Below are 18,177 nucleotides of genomic sequence, written 5' to 3'. Positions count from 1 at the left end.
GAGAACTCGGCCAGCGGCCAGAACGCCGAGCGGCCGGGTTCGTCCACGGCGTGGGCGAGCAGGGCGACCGGCGGCCGCATCTCCTCGTCGGCGGTCCCGGCGAGGGGGAGCAGCGGCTCAGACGTCGAGGCGCAGGCCGGGCACGATCACGTCGGGATCACCGCCGATGACGGCCTTGTTGGTGGCGTAGAGGCGCTGCCAGGTGGTCCCGTGCCGGGCGGCCACGGCGCTCAGCGTGTCGCCCGCGCGGACGGTGTAGTCGCCGCGGTTCGCGCCGCGGTCCGGGTGGCCCGTTTGACGTGCCGGCGCCTTCGCGGGCTTCTCCGGTGCGGACCGGGTGCTCACCGGGCCGGCGCTCGCCCCGGCGCGTGCCGAGCAGACGGGCCAGGCGCCCCACCCCTGGGACCGCTGGACCTTGGTGGCGACGGCGATCTGCTGCGACCTGCTCGCCTGGTCGGCGGTGGCCGCGTAGGCCGTGCCGCCGTAGGCGCGCCAGGTGGAGGGGGCGAACTGGAGTCCGCCGTAGTAGCCGTTGCCGGTGTTGATGTGCCAGTTGCCGCCGCTCTCGCACTGGGCGATGCGGTCCCACACTCCGCTGTCGGCCGCCGTGGCGTTCCCGGTCGCGGCCAGCAGTCCCAGGGGCGCGAGCAGTGCCGCCCCGGCGAGGACCGCCGTCGCACGCACCTGGTTCCCGCGGGCGTTGTCGCGAGCGCTATGGGCACATTCGGACATGTAGTTCCCTCTCGACGCACTCGGGGTCCCCCAGGGCGGCACGCCACGCCCCGCACCATGGGGTGTGGGGGTCGCGCCCGCCCCGCCCGCCGGTGGTGGCGCTGTGCGCGGTTCCCGAGGGAGCCGTGCGGCCGGCGGACGTACCCGAGCGGTGCTCGATGCACACGGCCGAGGAATCTAGGGACGTCGGCGGCCCGGCAGCAACCGGTCGTCCGTTGCGGCAGGCCAGTTCACCGATACCCCGGGTAACGGCGATTTCCGGACACCCACTTCATTCGTGGATTTCCGGATTTTTCGACCCATCCACGCGAAAGCGTGTGACCTAGTTCACCATTCCAACACCCCTTGCGCCGAACCGAGTTGACGATGAGTGCGCGGTTCCGCGCGGAAGGTGACCCTGCGCGCCGGTTGGTTCGATTCCGTTCGCTCCAGGGCGTGACTCCCGCCACAGATCGCCCGTTGTCTTCTTCATGAGCCGGGGCCGACCCGGACCACGGACCGGGAGCCACCCGGCCTCGCCACGCACCGCATCCCCGAGGGAGCCACCCGTGCCGCGCATGCTCGACGTCAGCGACGAGGTACGCGCCGAGATCGGCGACGAAGAAGCCGACCGCCTGCTCGCCGGAGAGACCGCCCCGGGCAGTTACGACTGCACGTCCTGCCGCACCCCGGGCGACTCCGGACAGGAACGCACCAGCACCGTCCTGTTCGTCGGGGACGAGACCGCCGTCCTCGCCTTCGCCCACGCCGGCTGCCTGCCCTCGCAGGTCGTCCAGGTCACCGAGGAGCAGCTCCGGGGTGCCGTGAAGTCCATCACCGGCGACACCGTCGACCTGGAGCCCGACAAGGTGGTTCCCGAGCAGGCGGTGCTCGGCGTGACCAGTGGACTCGTCCTGATCGGCGGCGAGTTGCACCCGGCCCTGGTGGTGGAGCCGACCGTGCCCATCGCCCGGCCCGGGACGACCGGCTCCGGCGACGACTTCTTGCCGCTGCTGATCGAGCAGGGCTTCATGCCGCTGACCGAGCTGTCGGCCGTACCGCCGGTGCTGCACGGCTGGTCGGTGCTGCTCGCGGTGGGGCAGCTGCACGCGGTGCTCCAGCCGGGCGGCAACGGCGGCCAGCCGGTGGCCTGGTGGCAGGCGCACCAGCCGCTGCAGGTCACCGACGCCTGGCGGGCGGCCGCCAACAAGCACCAGCAGGTGCTGATGTTCGCCGCGCCCGTCGGCTCGATCGGCCGCCAGCCGCGCGAGGACCTGCTGCGGGACGCCCTGGACAAGGCGGCGGCCAACGGCGAGCTGGTCGCCGCGGCCCTGCCGCTGGCCGGCACCTGAGCCGGGCGTCACCCGCGCGGGCCGAAACCCTGCGAAAGCCGTAACCGGGGCCGCATCCCTTGACCCGCGAGGTCGTTTGGACATACGTGCACGCATACGAGGTTCCCCGCCGCCAGTCCTTCTCGTCGATCCCCTCCGCGCGGTCGGCTCAGGACTCCCAGGGCGGCCCATCGGCCACGCCGATCTACGACGCGCTCTACGCCGAGTACGTCAGGTCCTTCCGCGCGCTGCCCGGCGACCGCAGTGGCGAGGAGAAGCTGGGCTTCACCGCCTTCGGGAACATTTCGCACAGTACGGGCTCGCACAGCAGCTCACGCGGCAGCTCGTACAGTGCCTACAGCGCGGGCGCCCAGAGCGCCCGGCACGCCGCCGGTCAGCAGCCGCAGTGGCAGCGCGTCGGGACCATCGGCACGCACGGCACGCACGGCACGCAGATGCGCCATGTGCCGGCCGCGTTGCCGCCGGGCCGGCGCAGCGGCGTCTGAGCGAGCACCGGACATCAGTGAGGGGCGGCCCCGTCGGAGCCGCCCCTCACTGATGTGTCGCGTTACTTCTTCTTGCCGCGCTTCTCGCGCACCCGCACCGAGATGTGGATCGGCGTCCCCTCGAAGCCGAACTCCTCGCGCAGGCGGCGCTCGATGAAGCGCCGGTAGCCCGCCTCGATGAAGCCGGAGGCGAAGAACACGAACCGCGGCGGCTTGGTGCCCGCCTGCGTGCCGAACAGGATGCGCGGCTGCTTGCCGCCCCGGATCGGGTGCGGGTGGGCGGCGACCAGCTCGCCGAGGAAGGCGTTCAGCCGGCCCGTCGGCACCCGGGTCTCCCAGCCCGCCAGGGCCGTCTCGATCGCCGGGACCAGCTTCTCCATGTGCCTGCCGGTGCGCGCCGAGACGTTCACGCGCGGCGCCCAGGCGACCTGGCCGAGCTCGGTCTCGATCTCCCGCTCCAGGTAGTAGCGGCGCTCCTCGTCGAGGGTGTCCCACTTGTTGAACGCCAGGACGACCGCGCGGCCCGCCTCGACGGCCATGGTGACGATGCGCTGGTCCTGAACCGAGATGGACTCGGAGGCGTCGATCAGGATGACGGCGACCTCCGCCTTCTCGACGGCCGCGGCGGTGCGCAGCGAGGCGTAGTAGTCGGCGCCCTGCTGGAGGTGCACCCGCTTGCGGATGCCGGCGGTGTCGACGAACTTCCAGGTGACGCCGCCCAGTTCGATCAGCTCGTCGACCGGGTCGCGGGTGGTGCCCGCCAGCTCGTTGACGACGACGCGCTCCTCGCCCGCCACCTTGTTCAGCAGGGAGGACTTGCCGACGTTGGGGCGGCCGATCAGGGCGATGCGGCGCGGGCCGCCGATGCCGCCGGCGCCGAAGGTCTCGCGGGGCGCCTCGGGCAGCACCTCCAGCACCTGGTCGAGCATGTCGCCCGTACCACGGCCGTGCAGCGCGGAGACCGGGTAGGGCTCGCCCAGGCCCAGCGCCCACAGGTACGCCGCGTCGGCCTCGCCGCTCGGGCCGTCCACCTTGTTGGCGCACAGCACGACCGGCTTGCCGGCCTTGCGCAGCAGCCGTACGACGGCCTCGTCGGTGTCCGTGGCGCCGACCTTGGCGTCCACGACGAACACGACGGCGTCTGCGGCCTCGATCGCGTACTCGGCCTGGGCGGCCACGGAGGCGTCGATGCCGAGGACGTCCTGCTCCCAGCCGCCGGTGTCGACGACCTTGAAGCGTCGGCCCGCCCACTCGGCCTCGTAGGTGACACGGTCGCGGGTGACGCCTGGCTTGTCCTCGACGACGGCCTCGCGGCGCCCGATGATGCGGTTGACCAGGGTCGACTTGCCGACATTGGGGCGGCCGACGACGGCGAGCACGGGCAGCGGACCGTGGCCCGCCGCCTCGATCGCGCCCTCGACGTCCTCGAGGTCGAAGCCCTCCTCCGCGGCGAGCTCCATGAACTCCGCGTACTCGGCGTCGCCGAGTGCCCCGTGGTCGTGCTCCTGCGCGCCCTCGGGCTGGATGTGGTCGTTCATGAAGTGCGTACCTCGTCGTTCATCGTGGTGGTCGGTGGATCGCCCGCCGTGTGCGGGCTGATCCACTACTCAGTGTCGCCTAGCGCCTGGTGAGGCGCCTGGCGTTTTCCAGGTGGGCGGCCAGCTGCTTCTGTATGCGGCCGGTCGCCTCGTCGAGTGCCTTGCGCGTGCGGCGGCCGCTGCCGTCGCCGGCTTCGAAGGGCTCGCCGAAGACGACGTCCACGCGCGAGCGCAGCGGGGGCAGCGCCTTTATCAACCGTCCGGGGCGCTCGGAACTTCCCAGCACGGCGACCGGCACGATCGGGGCACCGCTGCGCACCGCGAAGTAGGCGAGCCCGGCGCGCAGCGAGGCGAAGTCGCCCTCGCCCCGGGTGCCCTCCGGGAAGATGCCGAGCACGCCGCCGTTGTCCAGGACACCGAGCGCGCGGGTGATCGCCGTGCGGTCGGTGGTGTCGCGGTCCACCTTCAGCTGGCCGATGCCGGTCAGGAACGGGTCGAGCGGGCCGACGAACGCCTCCTTCTTGATCAGGAAGTGCGTCGGCCGGGGAGCCACGCCCATGACCATCGGGCCGTCGATGTTGTGCGCGTGGTTGACCGCGAGGATCACCGGGCCGGTCGCGGGCACCTTCCAGGCGCCGAGCACGCGCGGCTTCCACAGGCCGTACATCAGGCCGACGCCGATGCGCCGCCCGACCTCGGCGCCCCGCACCGAAGGCAGCTCGGTCACTTCCCGGCCCGCTTCTCCTCGACGAGGGTGACGACGCACTCGATGACCTGGGCCAGCGTGAGCTCGGTGGTGTCCACCTCGACGGCGTCGTCCGCCTTGGCGAGCGGGGAGGTCTTGCGGCTGGAGTCGGCGGCGTCGCGCTTGATCAGGGCCTCGCGCGTGGACTGCACGTCGGCGTCCTTCAGCTCACCGCTGCGGCGGGCGGCACGGGCCTCCGCGGAGGCGGTGAGGAAGATCTTCAGGTCGGCGTCCGGCAGCACGGTCGTGCCGATGTCGCGGCCCTCGACGACGATGCCGTTCGCCGCGGAGGCCGCGATGGAGCGCTGCAGCTCGGTGATCCGGGCCCGCACCTCGGGCACCGCGCTGACCGCGCTGACCTTGGAGGAGACCTCCTGGGTGCGGATCGGTCCGGCCACGTCCACGCCGTCGACTGTGATCGTCGGTGCCTCCGGGTCGGTGCCGGAGACGATCTCGGGCTTGCCCGCGGCGGCGGCGACGGCCGACGGGTCGTCGATGTCGATGCCGTTGTTCACCATCCACCAGGTGATCGCCCGGTACTGGGCGCCGGTGTCCAGATAGCTCAGCCCGAGCTGGGCCGCCACGGCCTTCGACGTGCTCGACTTGCCGGTGCCGGCGGGGCCGTCGATGGCGACAATCACTGGCGTGGCGCTTTCCACTGTGGGGACCTTCCTGAACCGGGCTGGCGGGGTGAGGGCGCGACTGCCCCGCACAAGGTTACTGGGTGCGGGTCACTCGTCCGGCCGCGCGTCGGCGCCGGCGGTACCCGGCCGACGGCGCACGCCCGCCCCGGTCCGGCGGCCGGCCCGCACCGGCGGCGCCCCGCGGGCTACTGCCGGATCGCCCAGCCCCGCTCCCGCAGGGCGGCGGACAGCACGGGCGCGGCCTTCGGCTCCACCATCAACTGCACGAGTCCGGCCTGCTGACCCGTCGCGTGCTCGATCCGCACGTCCTCGATGTTGACCCCGGCCATCCCCGCGTCCGCGAAGATACGGGCCAGCTGCCCCGGCTGGTCGTCGATGAGCACGGCCACGACCTCGTAGACCCGCGGAGCGGACCCGTGCTTGCCGGGGACGCGGACCTGCCCCGCGTTGCCGCGCCGCAGCACGTCCTCGATCCCGTCCGCCCCCTCGCGCCGCTTGTGGTCGTCGGACGACTGCAGCGCCCGCAGCGCCCGCACGGTCTCCTCCAGGTCCGCGGCGACGTCCGTGAGCAGGTCGGCGACCGGCCCGGGGTTGGCGGAGAGGATGTCGATCCACATGCGGGGGTCGGAGGCGGCGATCCTCGTCACGTCCCGGATGCCCTGCCCGCACAGCCGTACGGCGGCCTCCTCGGCGTGCTCCAGCCGCGCGGCGACCAGGCTGGAGACCAGGTGGGGCATGTGGGAGACGAGTGCGACGGCCCGGTCGTGGGCGTCGGCGTCCATCACCACGGGCACGGCACGGCAGTGCGAGACCAGTTCCAGGGCGAGGTTCAGCACCTCGGTGTCGGTGTCCCGGGTCGGGGTGAGCACCCAGGGGCGGCCTTCGAACAGGTCCCCGGTCGCGGCGAGCGGGCCGGACTTCTCCCGGCCCGACATGGGGTGCGTGCCGATGTAGGCGGCCAGGTCGAGGCCGCGCGCCTCCAGCTCGCGGCGCGGCCCGCCCTTGACGCTGGCCACGTCGAGGTAGCCGCGCGCCGCACCGCGGCCCATGGCGTCGGCGAGCACGCCGGCCACGTACGCGGGCGGGGCGGCGACGATGGCCAGGTCGACGGGTCCGTCCGGCGCCTCGTCCGTCCCGGCGCCCAGCGCGGCCGCCGTACGGGCCTGCTCCGGGTCGGGGTCGGCGAGGTGCACGGTGACGCCCCGCTGGGACAGGGCGAGGGCGGCGGACGTGCCGATGAGGCCGGTGCCGATGACGAGTGCGGTTCTCACTGGGCGATGTCCTTGCGCAGGGCGGCCGCGGCGCCGAGGTAGACGTGGGCGATCTCGGCGCGGGGCCGGTCGGACTCGATGTGTGCGAGGACCCGGACGACACGCGGCATGGCGCCCTCGATGTCCAGCTCCTGGGCGCAGATCAGGGGTACGTCGACGATGCCCAGCTTGCGGGCGGCGGCCGCCGGGAAGTCGCTGCGCAGGTCGGGCGTGGCCGTGAACCAGATGCTGATCAGGTCGTCGGCGACGAGGCCGTTGCGCTCCAGGATGGCCGAGAGCAGGGCGCCGACCTGCTCGTCCATGTGCCCGGCCTCGTCCCGCTCCAGTTGGACGGCGCCCCGGACCGCTCGTACCGCCACGGCGATGCTCCTTGCTGACGTGCGTGTCGCTCTGCGTCCGTCCAGCCTAGTCAGCCCGCGCGGCCCGGGTACGCGGCGCCCGCCCGGTGAGACGCCAGGATTGCCGCTTGTTGGGTATTTTCGGAGTCAACATTCAGCGAAGTCCCTTTTCTCCTTCCCTACGGCACCTTCGGAGTGACGACATGACCCACGAGACCACGCGCCGCACGGTCCTCCTCGCCACGGGCGCGACGGGCGCGGTGGCACTCGTCGCGGCCTGCGGCGGGGGCGGCGACGACAACGGCTCATCGCCGGCGGACTCCCCCACCGGCCGGGACGCCACGAGCGCCTCCGCGGGCCAGGGCAAGGAGCTGGCCTCCACCGGCGAGATCCCGGTCGGCGGCGGCAAGATCTTCAAGGACGAGCAGGTCGTGGTGACCCAGCCGGAGCAGGGGCGGTTCGAGGCCTTCTCGGCGATCTGCACGCACCAGCGCTGCCTGCTGGGGTCGGTCTCCGACGGCACGATCAACTGCCCGTGCCACGGCAGCAGGTTCCGCGTCGCGGACGGGTCCGTGGCCAACGGCCCGGCGACGAGCCCCCTGCCCGCCGAGAAGATCACCGTGGAGGGCGGCTCCGTGCGCCTGGCGTGACGGTCAGGAATCCCAGAGCGCCCCGAGGGTCAGCAGATCGGTCCGGTACTCGACGCGGTCGGCCCACTCGGCCGGCCAGGCCTCCGCGCCCAGGTACGCGCCGGCGAAGGCGCCGGTGAGGCAGGCGATCGAGTCCGAGTCGCCGGCGGTGCAGGCGGCCCGGCGCAGGGCGGTGAGCGGCTCGTCGACGAAGAGCAGGAAGCACAGCAGCCCGGTCGCCAGCGCCTCTTCGGCGATCCAGCCCTCCCCGGTGGCCAGGCAGGGGTCGGTCTCCGGCGACGCGGTCCGCACGGCGTGCCGGAGCCGGTCGAGGATCGCCAGGCACTCGTCCCAGCCGCGCGCGATGAACTGCTCGGCGCTCGCGTCCCGGGCCCGCCTCCACAGGTCGCCCAGCCAGCGCTCGTGGTAGCGGCTGCGGTTCTCCAGGGCGTACGACCGCAGCAGTCCGACCAGCCCGGTCGGTTCGGCGCCCCGCGCGAGCAGGCGTACGGCGTGGGCGGTGAGGTCGGAGGCGGCCAGGGCGGTCGGGTGCCCGTGGGTGAGGGCGGCCTGCAACTGGGCGGCTCCCGCGCGCTGTTCGTCGCTCAGCCCGGGTATCAGGCCCAGGGGCGCGACGCGCATGTCGGCACCGCAGCCCTTGGAGTGGATCTGACTGGCGTCCTGCCAGGGGCGGTCCGTGTGCTCCAGGAGGGCGCAGGCGCGCAGGCAGGTGTTGCCGGGGGCGCGGTTGTTCTCCGGGGAGCGGTTCCAGGCGATGAACTCCTGCCGCACGGCCGCGGCCATGCCCCGGGGTTCGAGCACGCCGCGGTCCATCGCGGCCCGCAGGCCCCGTCCCAGTGCCAGCGTCATCTGGGTGTCGTCGGTGACGATCGCCGGTCTCGGCAGCTCCATCTGCCGCCACGGCCCGCACTTGGCGAGGATCGAGGGGACGTCGTTGAACTCGGTCGGGAAGCCCAGCGCGTCCCCCAGGGCGAGACCCGTGAGCGCCCCGGTGGCGGCCTGCTTGTGGACGAGTGTGGTCATGCGGGGCGTCCTTCCGGGGTCGGCCTCAGCAGCGGCGGGTGGAGCGTGGTGGCGGTGCCGGCGCGGTACAGCGCGGCGGGCTTGCCCCGGCCGCCGGTCAGCCGCGCGGCACCGGGGACGGGTTCGACGAAGCCGGGGGTGGCGAGGACCTTGCGCCGGAAGTTGGGCCGGTCGAGCGGGGTGCCCCACACCGCCTCGTAGACCTGCTGGAGCTCGCCGAGGGTGAACTCGGGCGGGCAGAAGGCGGTGGCGAGGCGGGTGTACTCCAGCTTGGCGCCGACGCGCTCGTGGGCGTCGGCCAGGATGCGGTCGTGGTCGAAGGCGAGCGGCCCCGGCGTGCCGTACGGCAGCCAGTCGGCGCGCGCCGCGTCGCTGCCGCCGTGCGCCTCGGGCGCGTCGGGCAGCAGCGCGGCGAAGGCGACGGACACGACCCGCATCCGGGGGTCGCGGCCGGGCTCGCTGTACGTCCGCACCTGTTCCAGATGCAGCCCCGAGACGTCCGACAGGCCCGTCTCCTCGGCGAGTTCCCGCCGGGCGGCCGTCTCCGCGGACTCGTCCGGCTGCACGAACCCGCCGGGCAGGGCCCGGTGCCCGGCGTACGGCTCCTGGCCGCGCTCGACGAGCAGCACGTGCAGGGCGCCCTCCCGGAGGGTGAACACGGCGAGGTCGACGGTGACGGCGAAGGGCTCGTGGGCGTACTTGTCGTAGCCGTCCATGACGAACACCCCCTTTAATAGTCAGCACGACTATAAAAGGGGGTGGGGGCCCGTCACAAGGTCTAGAGGTCGACTTCCTGCATCAGCATGCCGACCTCGGTGTTGGACAGCCGCCGCAGCCAGCCCGACTTCTGGTCGCCGAGGGTGATCGGCCCGAACGCGACCCGGACCAGCTTGTCGACCGGGAAGCCGGCCTCGGCCAGCATCCGGCGCACGATGTGCTTGCGGCCCTCGTGCAGCGTCACCTCGACCAGGTAGTTCTTGCCGGTCTGCTCGACGACCCGGAAGTGGTCCGCGCGGGCGTAGCCGTCCTCCAGCTGGATGCCGTCCTTGAGCCGCTTGCCCAGGTCGCGCGGGATGGGGCCGACGATGTGCGCGAGGTAGGTCTTCTTCACGCCGTACTTCGGGTGGGTCAGCCGGTGCGCCAGCTCGCCGTGGTTGGTGAGCAGGATGACGCCCTCGGTCTCGGTGTCGAGCCGGCCCACGTGGAAGAGACGGGTCTCACGGTTGGTGACGTAGTCCCCGAGGCACTGCCGGCCCTCCGGGTCCTCCATCGTCGACACGACCCCGGCGGGCTTGTTCAGCGAGAAGAACTGGTAGCGCTGGGTGGCGACGGTCAGCCCGTCGACCTTGATCTCGTCCTTCTCGGGGTCGACCCGCTTGCCCTGCTCCAGGACGATCTCGCCGTTGACCTCGACCCTCGCCGCGTCGATCAGTTCCTCGCAGGCGCGCCGGGAGCCGAAGCCCGCACGGGCGAGGACCTTCTGCAGCCGCTCGCCCTCCTGCTCGGCGCCGGGGAAGGTCTTGGGGAGCTTGACCTCCTTCTTGCCGGCGTACCGGTCGCGGTTGCGCTCCTCGATCTGCGCCTCGTACTCACGGGGGCGCGCCGGGGCCGTGCGGCCCGGCCGCTGGGGCTGCCTGGGCCCGCCCTTGGCGCCGCCGCGGGCCGCGCCGCCACGTCCGGCCTTGGGGCCGTCCTTGGTCGCCCCGGGGCCCACGTCGTAGCGGCGCTCCTCCGGGCGCGGCTTCTTCGGACGGCCACTGCCCTGCTTGTCGTCGCGGTTGTTGCCGGCGCCGCGGAAGTTCCCGCGACCACCACCACTCCCGCCGCGGCCGCCGCTGTTGCCACCACGGCTCCCGCCGTTGTTTCCGCTGCTGTTCCTGCCGCTGCTGCTTCGCATCAAAGTTCCGTCTGGTCGTCTTCGTCGTGGGTCCCCGGGCTCACCGGGCGGCCCGGCGCGTCGTCGTCGGGCGCGTCCGGGTCGAACGACGGTACGCCCTCCTGGGTCTCGGCCTCGATCGCCTCCGCCTCCGGGAGGAAGGGCGCGAGCTCCGGGAGCTCGTCCAGACCGCGCAGGCCCATCCGCTCCAGGAAGTAGTTCGTCGTCCTGTACAGGATCGCACCTGTTTCGGGTTCCGTGCCCGCCTCCTCTATCAGACCGCGCTGCAGGAGGGTGCGCATGACGCCGTCGCAGTTCACTCCGCGTACGGCCGAGACGCGGCTGCGGCTGACCGGCTGGCGGTAGGCGACGACGGCCAGGGTCTCCAGCGCGGCCTGGGTGAGGCGGGCCTGCTGGCCGTCCAGCACGAAGCGCTCGACGGCGGGCGCGTAGGCGGCGCGGGTGTAGAACCGCCAGCCGTTCGCGACGAACCGCAGCTCGAAGCCGCGGCCCTGGAGCGTGTACTCGTCGGCCAGCTCGCGCAGCGCGTCGGCGATCTGGCGCCGGGGCCGCTCCAGGATCTTCGCCAGGTGCTCCTCGGTCGCGGGTTCGTCCACGACCATGAGGACGGCCTCCAGGGCGGGCTTGAGGTCGAGGGCGGCGACGTCGCGCGGCCCGGCCGGGGTCTCGGTGGCTTGTCGGCTCACGCCTTCTTCTCCTCCTTCGGCGGCTCGGGCGGCCGGTCGAACTCGTCGGTGACGGTCGGTGTCTCGTCCCCGTCCCCGCCGGTCCACCGCACGAGCAGGTCCCCGAGCGCGGTCTCCTGCTCCAGCGCCACGGCCTTCTCGCGGTACAGCTCCAGCAGGGCGAGGAACCGCGCGACGACGGTCAGGGTGTCGTCGGTGTCCGCCACGAGCGTGCGGAAACTGGCCTCGCCGAGCTCCCGGAGCCTCGCCACCACGATCCCCGCCTGTTCCTGCACGCTGACCAGCGGGGCGTGGATGTGGTCGACGTACACCTGCGGCTTGGGCCTGGGCTGCATCGCCTTCACGGCGAGCCGGGCGAACCCCTCCGCCCCGATGCTGATGACGACCTCGGGCAGCAGCTCGGCGTGGTGCGGCTCCAGCCCGACGGTGCGGGGGTAGCGCCGGGCCTCGTCGTCGAGCCGCCCGCTGAAGATGTCGGCTACCTGCTTGTACGCGCGGTACTGCAGCAGCCGCGCGAACAGCAGGTCCCGGGCCTCCAGCAGCGCCAGGTCGGCCTCGTCCTCCACCTCGGCGGCGGGCAGCAGCCGGGCCGCCTTCAGGTCGAGCAGCGTGGCCGCGACCACGAGGAACTCGGTCGTCTCGTCCAGGTCCCAGTCCGGCCCGAGGGCCCGGATGTACGCCATGAACTCGTCGGTCACCTTCGACAGCGCGACCTCGGTGACGTCCAGCTTGTGCCGGGAGATCAACTGCAGCAGCAGATCGAAGGGCCCCTCGAAGTTGGCGAGCCGGACCTTGAAGACACCGTCGCCGGAGGGCACCGCGGCGTCTCCCGGCCCGGCCCGGTCCTGTGAAGCCCGCGCGCCGGCTTCGCCCGAAACCGGCAGAGAAGCCCCCAGGGCGGACGCGGGAGTCTCCCCCCGGGCGCCCGGGGGGAAGGACGGGGTGACGGCGTCTGCCGCAGCCGCTGTCCCCGTAGCGGGACGCCCGCGCCCCGGGCGGCCGGTTTCCACGCCGGACGCGTCGTCCGCCTCCGGGGACACGCCCTCGGGGCCCACCCCGGCAGCGGAGGGCCCGGCCGCACGATCCGGGTGGGCCGGTGCGACCGCCGTCGCCGGACCGGCCGCGGCCTGTCGCTCCACACCTGCGGGCGGTGCCCCGGCCGGTGCGGACGGCCCGGCGGCCCCGGGCCTGCCGGACGGCACGTGCGGCTGCTCGGCGGTGTCCTCGCGCGGGTCACCGGCCGCGTCCGTCCGCCCGGCCGGAGCACCGGGCCCCGGCTCCACCGCCACCTGTTCGGCGGGCGCCTCGGCAGGTCCCGCCGGCTCGGCCTGCGAAACCCCCGGCCCCTTCCCCAGCGCACGCCGGCGGCCGACCGGGCCGGCGGCGGGTGGCGGGGAAGCGTTCGAGGTCATGGCCCCCGCAGGCTACCGCTACCGCCCGCGCAGTCGTCGTACGAGGATGCTGGCGTCCCCGCGGGTCTCCAGGTCGGCGAGGACCACGGCGACCGCCTCGCGGACGATGCGCCCGCGGTCGACGGCCAGGCCGTGCTCACCGCGGAGCACGAGACGGGCGTGCTCCAGGTCCATGAGCTCCTCGGCCGACACGTACACCGTGATCTTCTCGTCGTGCCGCTCCCGGCCGCTGGGACGGCGCGCCGCGGCCCGCCCGCGCTTGCGGGGCGCAGCCGCCGCGGCACCGGCGGCGGCAGAACCGTCCTGCGCCGCCGTCCGGCGGCCGGAGCGGCTGCGGGACTCCCCGGCCTCGGCCCGATCCGCGTCCGCCGCGACGTGCTCCGCGCCCTCGCCGTCACCGCCCTGCGCGGGCACCGACTGCGGTGCGTCCTCCGCGGCCGCTGCCGCCGCGTCGCCCTCACCCGCCGGAGCGGGCACCCGGGCGTCGCCGTTGGCGTTGCGCCGGGGCGTGGACGACTGCAGCCCCATCCCTCCAGTCGTACGGAAGAGTTCGTCGGCCCCCGGCAGACTCACTCGGCGTGACACCGGGCGAGCACCTCCCTGGCGAGCTGGCGATAGGCGGCGGCACCGACGGAGTTGGAGGCGTACGTGGTGATCGGCTCACCGGCGACCGTGGTCTCCGGGAAGCGGACCGTGCGCCCGATGACCGTGTGGTAGACGTGGTCGTCGAACGCCTCGACGACACGCGCGAGCACCTCACGGCTGTGCACCGTGCGCGAGTCGTACATCGTGGCGAGGATCCCGTCGAGCTCCAGGTCGGGGTTGAGCCGCTCCTGGACCTTCTCGATGGTCTCCGTCAGCAGGGCCACGCCTCGGAGGGCGAAGAACTCGCACTCCAGCGGCACGATCACCTTGTGCGCGGCCGTCAGGGCGTTGACCGTGAGCAGGCCGAGCGAGGGCTGGCAGTCGATGACGATGAAGTCGTAGTCGTCCAGCAGCGGCTTGAGGGCACGCTGCAGCGTCGACTCGCGGGCGACCTCGGAGACGAGCTGGACCTCGGCCGCCGACAGGTCGATGTTGCTGGGCAGCAGGTCCATGTTGGGGACCGCCGTCTTCAGCAGCACCTCGTCGGCTGCCATCCCCCGCTCCATCAGCAGGTTGTAGACGGTGAGGTCGAGCTCCATCGGATTGACGCCGAGTCCGACCGACAGCGCGCCCTGCGGGTCGAAGTCCACGAGCAGGACACGGCGTCCGTACTCCGCGAGCGCGGCACCCAGGTTGATGGTCGACGTGGTCTTGCCGACGCCGCCCTTCTGGTTGCACATCGCGATGATCTTCGCGGGTCCGTGGTCGGTCAGCGGGCCCGGGATCGGGAAGTACGGCAGCGGGCGCCCGGTCGGGCCGATGCGCTCCCGGCGCTGTCTGGCCGCGTCGGGCGCGAGAGTGGCCGCGTACTCGGGATCGGGCTCGTACTCCGCGTCGGGGTCGTAGAAGTGCCCCTCGGGCAGTTCGTCGTAGTCGGCGAAGTGGTTGTGGGGCGCGCCACTTCCGTCGCCGGCCATGGCGTTCACGTGATGGCCATCCATCTTCTGGTGTGCTGTGTGAGTCGCCTGCTGACTCTGGTGGGCTGCGAAGGTGCGCACAGCGACGGAGCCGACAGCCTCGAACCCCGCGGGCCCCTGGCCCCGTGCAGGCATTCCTGGTTGACCACCCCCGGGAGAAAATGTCGACTCATTCACAAGTCGTCTTACCTCCTTGGTGACCAGGAAACTTCTAGACAGGTCAGCGTGGCACCATGCCGACGGTTGGCGACTCTATGGCGTGTCGGGCGTCCGCAGCAACACAATCCGCCGGACCCGGCCCGATGTGTCGGCAATGAAACATCCCGCTGTCAAGGGCGTACGGCCGTCGCACGGCAGGTTTCACCGGTGTGCGAATCGGTTGAAGGGTTACGTTCGAGGCGAGTTGCCCGAGAATCGCGAAGTGACCATACACACATCCGGCCGGACCTTGTCGGGCAAGGTCCGGCCTGGTGCGCGGCGTTGACGACACGTGTTGACGTATCGCCTTTGCCGGTTGATGACTTAGCCGACTTACCGGCCGTCGCGTGCGGGTCGGGGGCTCAGCCGAGCAGCGAGGACAGCTCGACGTGCTCCACGCCGTGCGCCTCCGCGACCTCGCGGTAAACGACCTTGCCGTCGTGCGTGTTGAGGCCCTTGGCCAGCGCCGGGTCGCGGCGCAGCGCGTCCACCCAGCCGTGGTTGGCCAGCTCCACGATGTAGGGCAGCGTGGCGTTGGTCAGCGCGTAGGTGGAGGTGTTGGGCACCGCGCCGGGCATGTTGGCGACGCAGTAGAAGACCGACTCGTGGACCTGGAAGGTCGGCTCGGCGTGGGTGGTCGGGCGGGAGTCCTCGAAGCAGCCGCCCTGGTCGATCGCGATGTCGACAAGGACACTGCCGGGCTTCATCCGCGAGACCAGCTCGTTGGTGACCAGCTTCGGGGCCTTGGCGCCGGGGATGAGCACCGCGCCGATGACGAGGTCGGCCTCCAGGCAGGCCTTCTCCAGCTCGAAGGCGTTGGAGACCACCGTCTGGATCTTCGTGCCGAAGATCTTGTCGGCCTCGCGGAGCTTGTTGATGTCCTTGTCGAGCAGGGTCACGTGGAAGCCCATGCCGATGGCGATCTGCGCGGCGTTCCAGCCGGAGACGCCGCCGCCGATGACCACGGCGCGGCCGGCGAGCACGCCGGGGACGCCGCCGGGCAGCACACCGCGGCCGCCGTTGGCGCGCATCAGGTGGTAGGCGCCGACCTGCGGGGCCAGCCGGCCCGCGACCTCGGACATCGGGGCGAGCAGCGGCAGCGCGCGGCTGGGCAGCTCGACGGTCTCGTAGGCGATGGCCGTGGTACCGGACTCCAGCAGGGCGTCCGTGCACTCCTTGGACGCGGCCAGGTGCAGGTAGGTGAAGAGCGTCTGGTCCTTGCGGAGGCGGTGGTACTCCTCGGCGATGGGCTCCTTGACCTTCAGCAGCAGGTCGGCGGTGGCCCAGACCTCGTCGGCGGTGTCCAGGATCCGAGCGCCCGCGGCCACGTACTCCTCGTTCGTGATCGAGGAGCCGACACCGGCGTCACGCTCGACGACGACCTGGTGGCCGTGGCGCACCAGCTCGTGCACGCCGGCGGGGGTGATGGCCACCCGGAACTCGTTGTTCTTGACCTCGCGGGGGATGCCGACCTTCACGTCGATCACGGTCCTTGGCTCAGAGGGTACGGGGGTACTTCTTACACATACCCGGGCACGCGCGGGCACACCGGGAGAGACCGCAGGAGAACGTGCGGCAGAGCCAGTCTAATGAAGGTGTTCCCGCTGTCTAGCCTTCCATTGCATCAACCTTCAGCGGATGCGGTACGGATTTCGCAGGCGTCGGGTTCGGTTTCAAGGTTTGCTTCGCCGAGGATCCGCTCGGCGGCTCCCCGGTGCAGCCCGGCCGAGGCGGGGTCACCGAGGTGTTCGAGGGTGTCGGCGACCCGCAGGTGCAGCGCGGCCTGCAGCCGGGTGTCCTCCGCTCGCCGGGCCCACTCCACGGCCTCCCGGCAGGTGCGCAGCGACTCCTCGGGCCGGCCCGCGTACTCCTGGACCCGGGCCAGTTCGCTCAACGCCCGCGCCTGGGCGGCCACGTCGCCGCATCGGCGGTGTCCGGCGATCGCCGAGCGCCAGTTCCGCAGGGCCTCGCCGTAGCGGCCCGCGATGGTGTGGGCGGCGGCGATGCGCCCGTACAGCCGGGCGGCGTCCGCGCGCTCGCCCCGGGCGAGGCGCTCGGTCAGGGCCCGCCCGAACCAGTCGGCGGCCCGGTCGAAGTCGCCGAGCTCCAGGTGCGCGCCCCCTACGGATTCCATCGCGCGGCCGGTCGCGTAGGTGTCGTTCACCTCGCGTCCGGCGTCCAGGGCGGCGCGGTAGCGCGCCAGGGCGTCGGCCGTGCGGCCGGTGCGGGCGTCGAGGTCGCCCAGGTTCAGCAGGGCGGCGGCCTTCTCCCGGGGCAGGTCGCGGCGCTCGGCGATGTCGAGGACCAGGCTGTGCACGACGTAGAGGTCGGGCGCGGCCGCCTGGGTCCCGACGTGCGCCACCATGGCCCGGACCAGCTGGGACATCAGCCGCCGGGCCAGGGTGTCCAGCTCCCCGTCGGCGACCGCGAGCCGGGCCGCGGCGAGCAGCGCGGGCCGGGTCAGGCGCAGCCACTCGGCGGCCGCCCGCGGGGTGGGGAAGCGCAGGGCCCGCGGCAGGTCGAGGAGCTTCTGGCGCGCCTGGGCGCTGTCGGTCTCGGTGATCGCCCGGCAGGCCTGGAGCAGCCGTACGGTCCGCTCCAGCATGCGGGCGCGGGCGAGCTGGAGTTCGGCCGGGCGCTCGTGGTGCCGGGCGAGGAGGCGGAGCTGGTCGTGGAGGCAGCCGGGCACCTCGTACTGGGGCAGGGGTGAGTCGACCGCGTGCAGGAAACCGAGGGCGACGAGGTCGTCGAGGGTGGTGTGGGCGGTGCCGACCGAGCAGCCGGCGAGTGCGGAGGCGACCTGCGGGTCGACCAGGCCGGCCGGGGCGAGGGCGAGCAGGCGCAGCATCCGGGCGGCGGTGGCGGGCAGAGCCGCGTAGGCGAGCCGGAAGACCCGGGTGAGGGCGGTTCCCTCGGGCTCCTCGGCGCGCAGCTGCTTGGCCAGGTCGGAGACGGCCGCCATGGGCCGGGCCGCGAGCCAGCCGCCCGCCAGCACCAGCGCGGCGGGCTGCCCCTGGCACTCCTCGGCGAGGCCCTCGGCGGCCCGGGGGTCGACGGTGATGCGGACCGAGCCGGTGTGCCGGGAGAGCAGTTCCACCCCGGACTTGGCGTCCAGGCCGCCCAGGGTGCAGGGGCGGACGTCCGAGATGCCGGTGAGCGGGCCCCGGGAGACCGCGACGGCCAGGCAGTCCGGCGTGTCGGGCAGCAGCGCGTCGACCTGCTGGGCGTCGGCGGCGTCATCCAGCAGGAGCACGACGCGCCGCTCGGCCAGGGCCGTGCGCAGGGCGTCGGTGAGGTCGTCCTCGCAGGCCCCGGCCGGGGCCTGCTCGTCGAGGGCGGCGAGCAGGTCGCGGGCGGCCCGCTCGACCGGTACCGGGGTGCCGTCGGGGTCGGTCAGGCGGGCGCGCAGCACCCCGTCCGGGTAGCCGTCGGCGACCTGCCGGACGAGTTCCTCGGCGAGGGCGGTGCGGCCCGAGCCGGGGCGGCCGGCGATGAGCAGCACGCGTGCGCGGGGTGCCTTGCGGCCCGCGAGGGTGTCCAGTCCGGCGCGCTCGATGTCGGCTCGCAGTTCCTTCAACTCCCGTGTGCGGCCCAGGAACTGGTGCTTCGCGGCGGCGCGCCCGGCCGGCCGCACGTCGGCTGTCTCCACGACCTGATCCGCCACG

Annotated in this window: 18 protein-coding genes and 1 pseudogene; 3 read left to right on the top strand and 16 right to left on the bottom strand. The window is 72.9% G+C overall.

The genetic code is table 11. The annotated features are described in order from the left end of the window. Window positions 1-122 (bottom strand): annotated as a pseudogene (locus ABTZ58_RS35235) (DUF5682 family protein); the annotation flags it as partial. Continuing rightward, entirely contained in the window at window positions 118-732 is a 615-nt protein-coding gene (locus ABTZ58_RS35230) for a LysM peptidoglycan-binding domain-containing protein (protein WP_351365985.1), read from the bottom strand. The pseudogene ABTZ58_RS35235 and the gene ABTZ58_RS35230, both read right to left, overlap by 5 nt. A 548-nt stretch (window positions 733-1,280) precedes the next feature. Here ABTZ58_RS35230 and ABTZ58_RS35225 point away from each other — a divergent pair. Both ABTZ58_RS35225 and ABTZ58_RS35220 read left to right on the top strand, forming a co-directional pair. Further along, window positions 1,281-2,063 carry a DUF8842 C-terminal domain-containing protein gene (locus tag ABTZ58_RS35225; protein ID WP_351365982.1) on the top strand — a complete coding sequence of 261 codons (783 nt, stop codon included), beginning with the start codon at window positions 1,281-1,283 and terminating at the stop codon, window positions 2,061-2,063. A gap of 86 nt (window positions 2,064-2,149) precedes the next feature. After that, window positions 2,150-2,548, top strand: coding sequence for a hypothetical protein (locus ABTZ58_RS35220; protein ID WP_351365979.1), 399 nt, complete (start codon window positions 2,150-2,152; stop codon window positions 2,546-2,548). Window positions 2,549-2,610: 62 nt separating this feature from the next. On the opposite strand, the gene der is transcribed toward ABTZ58_RS35220, so the two are convergent. From der to aroH, 5 genes are all read right to left on the bottom strand, one after another. Beyond that, the gene (der, locus tag ABTZ58_RS35215; protein WP_351365976.1) at window positions 2,611-4,086 is read right to left on the bottom strand and encodes a ribosome biogenesis GTPase Der; all 1,476 of its coding nucleotides are present in this window, start codon (window positions 4,084-4,086) and stop codon (window positions 2,611-2,613) included. 79 nt (window positions 4,087-4,165) lie between these two features. Then, window positions 4,166-4,813 carry a lysophospholipid acyltransferase family protein gene (locus tag ABTZ58_RS35210; RefSeq protein ID WP_309097358.1) on the bottom strand — a complete coding sequence of 216 codons (648 nt, stop codon included), beginning with the start codon at window positions 4,811-4,813 and terminating at the stop codon, window positions 4,166-4,168. Then, window positions 4,810-5,472, bottom strand: a complete 663-nt coding sequence (gene cmk / locus ABTZ58_RS35205; protein ID WP_502996182.1) for a (d)CMP kinase — start codon at window positions 5,470-5,472, stop codon at window positions 4,810-4,812. The genes ABTZ58_RS35210 and cmk overlap by 4 nt, the downstream gene beginning before the upstream one ends. A gap of 188 nt (window positions 5,473-5,660) precedes the next feature. After that, entirely contained in the window at window positions 5,661-6,746 is a 1,086-nt protein-coding gene (locus ABTZ58_RS35200; protein WP_351365969.1) for a prephenate dehydrogenase, read from the bottom strand. After that, window positions 6,743-7,105 (bottom strand): chorismate mutase, encoded by a 363-nt coding sequence (gene aroH / locus ABTZ58_RS35195; protein ID WP_309097355.1) that lies wholly within the window; start codon window positions 7,103-7,105, stop codon window positions 6,743-6,745. The genes ABTZ58_RS35200 and aroH overlap by 4 nt, the downstream gene beginning before the upstream one ends. Window positions 7,106-7,287: 182 nt before the next feature. On the opposite strand from aroH, the gene ABTZ58_RS35190 reads away from it, so the two are divergent. Next, complete coding sequence (locus ABTZ58_RS35190; protein WP_351365965.1) at window positions 7,288-7,734, top strand: Rieske (2Fe-2S) protein; 447 nt, start codon at window positions 7,288-7,290, stop codon at window positions 7,732-7,734. Window positions 7,735-7,737: 3 nt separating this feature from the next. Here the strand turns inward: ABTZ58_RS35190 and ABTZ58_RS35185 are convergent, their stop codons facing one another. From ABTZ58_RS35185 to ABTZ58_RS35145, 9 genes are all read right to left on the bottom strand, one after another. Further along, a complete protein-coding gene (locus ABTZ58_RS35185; RefSeq protein ID WP_351365962.1) occupies window positions 7,738-8,757 on the bottom strand; it encodes an ADP-ribosylglycohydrolase family protein in 1,020 nt (339 codons plus the stop codon). Then, complete coding sequence (locus ABTZ58_RS35180) at window positions 8,754-9,473, bottom strand: NUDIX hydrolase (RefSeq protein WP_351365959.1); 720 nt, start codon at window positions 9,471-9,473, stop codon at window positions 8,754-8,756. The genes ABTZ58_RS35185 and ABTZ58_RS35180 overlap by 4 nt, the downstream gene beginning before the upstream one ends. A 62-nt stretch (window positions 9,474-9,535) precedes the next feature. Then, on the bottom strand, window positions 9,536-10,654 hold the full coding sequence (locus ABTZ58_RS35175) for a pseudouridine synthase (protein WP_351365956.1): 1,119 nt from the start codon (window positions 10,652-10,654) through the stop codon (window positions 9,536-9,538). Beyond that, the gene (gene scpB, locus ABTZ58_RS35170) at window positions 10,654-11,340 is read right to left on the bottom strand and encodes an SMC-Scp complex subunit ScpB (RefSeq protein WP_309097350.1); all 687 of its coding nucleotides are present in this window, start codon (window positions 11,338-11,340) and stop codon (window positions 10,654-10,656) included. The genes ABTZ58_RS35175 and scpB overlap by 1 nt, the downstream gene beginning before the upstream one ends. Next, on the bottom strand, window positions 11,337-12,479 hold the full coding sequence (locus ABTZ58_RS35165) for a segregation and condensation protein A (RefSeq protein ID WP_502996183.1): 1,143 nt from the start codon (window positions 12,477-12,479) through the stop codon (window positions 11,337-11,339). The genes scpB and ABTZ58_RS35165 overlap by 4 nt, the downstream gene beginning before the upstream one ends. Window positions 12,480-12,770: 291 nt before the next feature. Continuing rightward, window positions 12,771-13,337 carry a hypothetical protein gene (locus ABTZ58_RS35160; protein ID WP_351365952.1) on the bottom strand — a complete coding sequence of 189 codons (567 nt, stop codon included), beginning with the start codon at window positions 13,335-13,337 and terminating at the stop codon, window positions 12,771-12,773. Further along, window positions 13,322-14,449, bottom strand: a complete 1,128-nt coding sequence (locus ABTZ58_RS35155; RefSeq protein ID WP_351365949.1) for a ParA family protein — start codon at window positions 14,447-14,449, stop codon at window positions 13,322-13,324. The genes ABTZ58_RS35160 and ABTZ58_RS35155 overlap by 16 nt, the downstream gene beginning before the upstream one ends. Window positions 14,450-14,874: 425 nt before the next feature. After that, entirely contained in the window at window positions 14,875-15,999 is a 1,125-nt protein-coding gene (gene ald, locus ABTZ58_RS35150) for an alanine dehydrogenase (RefSeq protein ID WP_309096549.1), read from the bottom strand. Window positions 16,000-16,136: 137 nt separating this feature from the next. Further along, window positions 16,137-18,176 carry a tetratricopeptide repeat protein gene (locus ABTZ58_RS35145; protein WP_502996181.1) on the bottom strand — a complete coding sequence of 680 codons (2,040 nt, stop codon included), beginning with the start codon at window positions 18,174-18,176 and terminating at the stop codon, window positions 16,137-16,139. Window position 18,177 lies beyond the last annotated feature (1 nt).

The organism is Streptomyces sp. NPDC094143 (genome assembly GCF_040303825.1).
Classification (GTDB): domain Bacteria; phylum Actinomycetota; class Actinomycetes; order Streptomycetales; family Streptomycetaceae; genus Streptomyces.
This window is presented reverse-complemented; position numbering and strand designations above follow the sequence as displayed.